Source organism: Kitasatospora sp. NPDC058965, assembly GCF_042741245.1.
GTDB lineage: Bacteria > Actinomycetota > Actinomycetes > Streptomycetales > Streptomycetaceae > Kitasatospora.
The window spans coordinates 1-6,019 of sequence record NZ_JBHYKG010000416.1 but is presented as its reverse complement, the minus strand read 5'-3'; the positions used below and the strand labels follow the sequence as shown (position 1 = coordinate 6,019).

Below are 6,019 nucleotides of genomic sequence, written 5' to 3'. Positions count from 1 at the left end.
TGGAAGGCCTTCTGGCCGGTGGCGTCCATCACCGCGCCGGCGTCCGGCGGGTTGTTGTCCTCGGGCATCAGGTACGGCGCCGACGCGTACCAGTTGGGCGACAGCGCGCCGGTGGTGGCGGCGGTGCTGGCCTGTGCGGAGCCGGTGGTGACCGCGGCGGCGACCGCGCCGGCCAGCATGGCCAGCGAGGCGACGCCGGCCAGCAGGCCGGAACGCTTGCGCCGGTGCCGACCGGGCTCGGGGGCCTCGGTGGCGGGCAGAGCTCGTTCCATGGGGGTGCCCTTCCGGGGAAAAGTGTGGGGGCGGAGAAGCGTGGGGGAACCGCCCCGCGCGCCGTGGGAGGGCGCGGGGCGGGTGGAGCGTGCCGGAGCGGACTGCGTGCCCACCAACGTGGACTAGACCAGCAAGCGGGTCAAGGGTCCGCCGGTCGGCTTAACCCTGGCTTGAGGAACGGGTGCTGACTGCTCAGTGCAGGTAGTCGACCAGCCCGGCCGGCTGGAGCCCGGCCGCCTGCGCCGCGTCCAGGGCGCGCTGCAGGTCGGTGGCGAGGGTGTCGGTGAAGTGCATGATGACCACGTCGCCCGGCTGCAGCGGACCGCCGTGGTAGACGTTCGAGGCGCCCGAGGTGAAGTCGGCGGTGGCGGTCAGCACGGTGCGCATCCCGCAGTTGGCCGCGGCCTGCAGGGTGGCCGCGTTCCAGGCGAAGTACGGCGGCCGGAAGACGGTCGGGGTGGTCCCGTAGAGCCGCTGGTCGGCGTCCCGGGCGCTGCAGATCTCGGCCTGCTGCTCGGCCGGCGAGAGCGTGGTGAGGTCGCGGTGCGAGACGGTGTGGTCCTGGATCGAGGAGCCGGGCACCGCGGTCACCTGGCGGAAGTAGTCCGGCTGGAAGCCCGAGGGCATCGGCAGCGGGAAGGCGGTGATCGGCAGGTGGTGGTCGGCGATGAACTGCGCCGCCTCCGGGGTGCGGTACCAGCCGTCGTCGATGGTGAAGAAGACCACCTTGTCGCTGGTCGGCACGTTCCAGGTGGCCCAGGCCGGATCGGGGGCCGGCCCGTCCAGCTCCACGTCGTCCGCGCCGTAGCCGCCCTGGCCGTACCAGCCGTGCAGGTAGAGCTGGACCGAGCTGACCCCGGCGCCGGTGGTGAAACTGGTCGTCAGCTGCTGCCAGTCGCCGCCGGTGGTGGCGGTCCAGGCGGGCGGCACGTCGTGGCCGGTGCCGGTGGCGCCCAGGTAGACGTAGCTGCCGCGGACCCAGGCGGTCAGCCGGTAGGTGGTGCCGGGGCGCACCGAGACGGTCTGGGTGCACTGGCCCAGGCTGTCCGCGTCCGCCGGGGTGACGGCGAGCGCGGTGCTGCCGCCGTGCGGCGCGGCGGCGCTCTCGGCGGCCTCGCCGGCGGCGCAGTTCCAGCCCGGGATCGAACCGTAGTCGGCCAGCGGCAGGGTGGGGATCTCGAAGCCCGGGTTGGTGGCCAGGTTGACCACCGGCGGGGCGTCGGCGTGCGCGGCGGGGACCAGCGGTCCCAGCAGGGCGGCCGCGCCGAGCGCGGCGACCAGGGGCGCGCCGCCCAGCCGGAGGCCGGGGGCGAATCTGCGCAGCATGGAGGAAGGCACGACGGTGCTCCATTGTGTGGGGGCGACAGGTGGGGTGAGGGTTTTGTCGCGGTGGGGAAGAGCCGCAGGCGTGCCGCACACAGGCCGGGGCAACACAATGGACTGGACCAAGCTCCCCGTCAAGGAACGCGGAGGTGAACCCGGCACCGGGTGACACCACGTCAGCTCGGCTGCGGGGCGGGCCGGTCAGGGCGTGTAGAGCGCCTCGATGTCCTCCGCGTACCAGTCCGCGATGGCCTGCCGGCGCAGCTTCAGCGACGGTGTCATCAGCCCCTGGGCCACGGTGAACGAGCCCGGCAGCAGCCGGAAGGCGCGGATCGACTCGGCCCGGGAGACCGCGGTGTTGGCCGCCGCCACCGCCCGCTGGATCTCCGCGTGCAGCTCCTCGTCGGCCAGCGCCGCCCACCCCTCGATCGGGGCCCGGCGGCGGGAGAGCTGCCAGTGCTCCAGGGCCTGCGGGTCCAGCGTGATCAGCGCCGCGACGTAGGGCCGGTTGTCGCCCACCACCAGGCACTGGTGCACCAGCGGATGGACCCGCACCCGCTCCTCCAGCGCGGCGGGCGCGAGGTTCTTGCCGCTGCTGGTGACGATCAGCTCCTTCTTGCGCCCGGTGATGGTCAGGTAGCCGTCCTCGTCCAGCTCGCCGAGGTCGCCGGTGGCCAGCCAGCCGTCGCGCAGCGCCTCGGCGGTGCACCGGGGGTGGTTGAGGTAGCCGCCGAAGACCCCGCCGCCGCGCACCCAGACCTCGCCGTCCGAGGCGATGGCCACCTCGGCGCCCGGGATGGGCTTGCCGACGGTGCCGAACTTGGGGGCGCCGGGCGGGTTGGCGGTGATCGCGGCGGTGGTCTCGGTCAGCCCGTAGCCCTCGTAGACGGTCATCCCGGCGCCGGCGAAGAAGAGGCCGAGCCGGCGGCTGAGCGCGGAGCCGCCGCACATCACGCTGCGCACCCGCCCGCCGAGCGCGGCCCGGATCCGCTGGTAGACCAGCCGGTCGTAGGCCAGGTGACGGACCCGCAGCGCCGGGCCGGGGCCGGAGCCGTGCCCCAGCGCCCGCCGCTCCACCGCCTCGGCGTACCGCACGGCCAGCTCGGCGGCCTGCTCGAAGACCTCGCCGCGCCCGGCCTTCTGCGCCGCCAGCCGGGCCGAGCTGTAGAGCTTCTCGAAGACATAGGGGACGGCGTGCAGGAAGGTCGGCCGGAACGCCTCCAGGGCCGGCAGCAGCGCCTCGGCGCCGAGCTCGGCCAGGTGCCCGAGCCGGATCCCGCCGCGCAGCGCGGCCACCTGCACCATCCGGCCGTAGACGTGGGCCAGCGGCAGGAAGAGCAGGGTGGCGGGCTGCTCGCCGTCGGTCGCGGTGAAGACCGACCGCCAGCCGGCCAGCACGTTGTCCGCCTCGGCGGCGAAGTTGCCGTGGGTGAGCAGGCAGCCCTTGGGGCGCCCGGTGGTGCCGGAGGTGTAGATCACGGTGGCGATCGAGTCGGCGGTGACCGCCAGGCGCTGACGGTGCACCAGGCTCTCGGGGACCCCGGTGCCCTCCGCGGTCAGCGTGCGCACGCAGTCCTGGTCCAGCTGCCAGATGCCGGCCAGCCGGGGCAGCGCGTCGCAGACCTTGCCGAGCGTCATGGCGTGGTCCTCGTCCTCCACCACGCAGGCCACCGCCTCGGTCTCGGCGAGGATCCAGCGCACCTGCTCGGCGGCGGCGGTCGGGTAGATCGGCACCGGGATGGCGCCGATCGACCAGAGCGCGTAGTCGAAGAGGGTCCACTCATACCTGGTCCGGCACATCAGCGCGACCCGGTCGCCGAACCGCACCCCGTGCGCCAGCAGCCCCTTGGCCAGCCCCAGCACCTCGTCGCGGAACTGCCCGGCGGTCACCGGGTGCCACTGCAGCCCGTCCGCGGACCGGGACAACTGGACCAGGTCGGGCGTGAGTTCGACGGTGCCGAAGAGGGAGTCGGCCAGGCCGCCGAGCGCCACCGGGGCCAGCGGCGGGGTACTCAGCTCGCGCACGTTCCTCCCTGCGCGGTGCCACCGTCCGTGGGCCGCCCGTCGACCCGGTGTGACTCCGCCACGACCGGTTGCGACGGTAGCGGATCGCTGCGGCGCTGCCCAGACTCCCGCGAAGCCCGCACCGGATCCCCGGATCTGTGGATCCGCCGTCACGACTGTGCGGACCCGATCAGTCCGTTCGTGCACCGCCGCCCGGATCGAGAGGTCTGGACCAGGCGGGCTCGACGGTCGGGACACCCGTACGGGCCCCGGGTGCCAATGGTCATGCGCATGCTGACAACGGATCAGGATCGATCGCCGGGAGCCGTCGATTGCGCTCGAATGGAGTAGTAAGCTCGCGCAGATCCACCGGCCCGGCGCCCCAGCCCGGTCGGTTGCGGGCACACCTGACCGAGGACTCCATGCGTCTGCGCAGCAGCTCGATCCGCGCGAAGATCATCGCGCTGCTCCTGGTGCCCATCGTGGCGCTGGTGGGCCTGTGGGCCTATGCCACCCTGGTCACCACCAGCGACTTCTGGACCCAGTTCACCCTGGCCTCCACCTACAAGGCGTACGGCCAGCCGGTCGACCAGGTGGTCCGCGACCTGCAGGACGAGCGCGAGGCCGCGGTGGTCCGGCTGGCCAAGCGCCGGGCCCAGGGCGTGCAGGACGACTACCAGAAGACCCAGGACGCGACCGACCAGGACGTCCTGACGCTGCAGCGGGCCGCCCTCGGCGGTGACGCCGGCAAGCTCGACGCCACCCAGCGGGCCCGGTTGCAGGACGTGCTCAAGGCCCTCGGCCAGCTCACCCAGCTGCGCCAGCAGGTCGGCCAGGAGAGCCTGTCCTGGCAGTACGCGCTGACCCGCTACAACGACGTGGTGGCCCCCTCGTTCTCCTTCCGGGCCTCCTTCCTCAACCGCCAGACCGGCCAGCTGCCCCGCGAGGGCACGATGCTGATCGAGCTGACCCGCGCCCGCGACTACCTCTCCCAGGAGGACGCGGCGATGGAGGGCGTGCTCGCCGCGGACGATCCGGGCGTGCAGCAGTACCAGGCCGTGCTCGACCCGATGCACCACCAGCAGGCGCTGTTCTCCGTCTACATCGGCGAGCTGGACGACGCCGACCAGATCGACTACCGGGCGCTGCAGACCTCGGACGAGTGGAGCACGGTCAGCACCCTGGAGCGCGAGTACCAGGCCGCCGAGGAGCCGGCCGACGTGCTGCACAGCGTCAGCGAGGCGCGCTGGCACAACAACACCGACCGGCTGCTGGACAACCTGGCGGCCGAGAACACCAAGCTGGCCGGCGAACTCGGCGACCGCGCCCGGTCGTACGCGATGGGCCTGCTCTGGCGCGGACTGACCGCCGGTGTGGTCGGCCTGGTGGCGATCGTGCTGTCGGTGGTGATCTCGCTGCGGATCGGCCGCGGCCTGGTGCGCGAGCTGGTGAACCTGCGCAACTCGGCGCACGAGCTGGCCGGCACCCGGCTGCCCTCGGTGATGCAGCGGCTGCGCGAGGGCCTGCCGGTGGACATCGCGGTGGAGGCCCCGGAGCTGGAGTTCGGGCCGGCCGAGATCGGCCAGGTCGGCCGCGCCTTCAACGCGGTGCAGCGCACCGCCGTGCAGGCCGCGGTCGAGCAGGCGGAGCTGCGCCGCGGGGTCTCCGCGGTCTTCGTCAACCTGGCCCGGCGCAGCCAGGTGCTGCTGCACCGTCAGCTGACCCTGCTGGACACCATGGAGCGGCGCACCGAGGACCCGACGGAGCTGGAGGACCTGTTCAAGCTGGACCACCTGACCACCCGCATGCGCCGGCACGCCGAGGGCCTGATCATCCTGTCCGGCGGCTCGCCGGGCCGGGCCTGGCGCAAGCCGGTGCGGCTGGTGGACGTGGTGCGCGCGGCGGTCGGCGAGGTGGAGGACTACGCCCGGGTGATCGTCCGGCCGTTCCCCAGCACCGGCCTGCTCGGCAGCGCGGTGGCCGACGTGACCCACCTGGTGGCCGAACTGGTCGAGAACGCGGCGGTCTTCTCGCCGCCGCAGACCCAGGTGACGGTGCAGGGCGAGGTGGTGGCGCACGGCTTCGCGCTGGAGATCGACGACCGCGGGCTCGGGCTGAGCGAGCAGGCACTGGCCGAGATCAACCAGCGGCTGGAGGTGGAGCAGGCCTTCGACCTGGCCGACACCGACCGGCTGGGGCTCTTCGTGGTCAGCCGGCTGGCCCGGCGGCACGGGATCCGGGTCAGCCTGCGCGCCTCGGCCTACGGCGGCACCACCGCGGTGGTGCTGATCCCGCGCGAGCTGCTGGCCGAGGTGCCGGGCCCGGTGGCCGGGACGGTGGCCGGCGGCGCCCAGGACGCGCCCGGCGCCGCGCCGCTCGCCGGGCGCGGTCCGGCCCCCCGGCAGCGCGAGCTGGTGGC

3 protein-coding genes and 1 pseudogene are annotated in these 6,019 nt (G+C 73.5%); 1 reads left to right on the top strand and 3 read right to left on the bottom strand.

The genetic code is table 11. From position 1 onward, the window contains the following. From ACFW1A_RS37275 to ACFW1A_RS37265, 3 genes and pseudogenes are all read right to left on the bottom strand, one after another. Window positions 1-272, bottom strand: a pseudogene (locus ACFW1A_RS37275) (chitinase); the annotation flags it as partial. A 193-nt stretch (window positions 273-465) separates the two neighbouring features. Beyond that, window positions 466-1,611, bottom strand: a complete 1,146-nt coding sequence (locus ACFW1A_RS37270; protein ID WP_380417513.1) for a polysaccharide deacetylase family protein — start codon at window positions 1,609-1,611, stop codon at window positions 466-468. 186 nt (window positions 1,612-1,797) lie between these two features. Beyond that, the gene (locus tag ACFW1A_RS37265; protein WP_380417511.1) at window positions 1,798-3,621 is read right to left on the bottom strand and encodes an AMP-dependent synthetase/ligase; all 1,824 of its coding nucleotides are present in this window, start codon (window positions 3,619-3,621) and stop codon (window positions 1,798-1,800) included. A 401-nt stretch (window positions 3,622-4,022) separates the two neighbouring features. Here ACFW1A_RS37265 and ACFW1A_RS37260 point away from each other — a divergent pair. Beyond that, the coding region (locus ACFW1A_RS37260; RefSeq protein WP_380417509.1) for a nitrate- and nitrite sensing domain-containing protein at window positions 4,023-6,019 on the top strand (1,997 nt) is incomplete at its 3' end.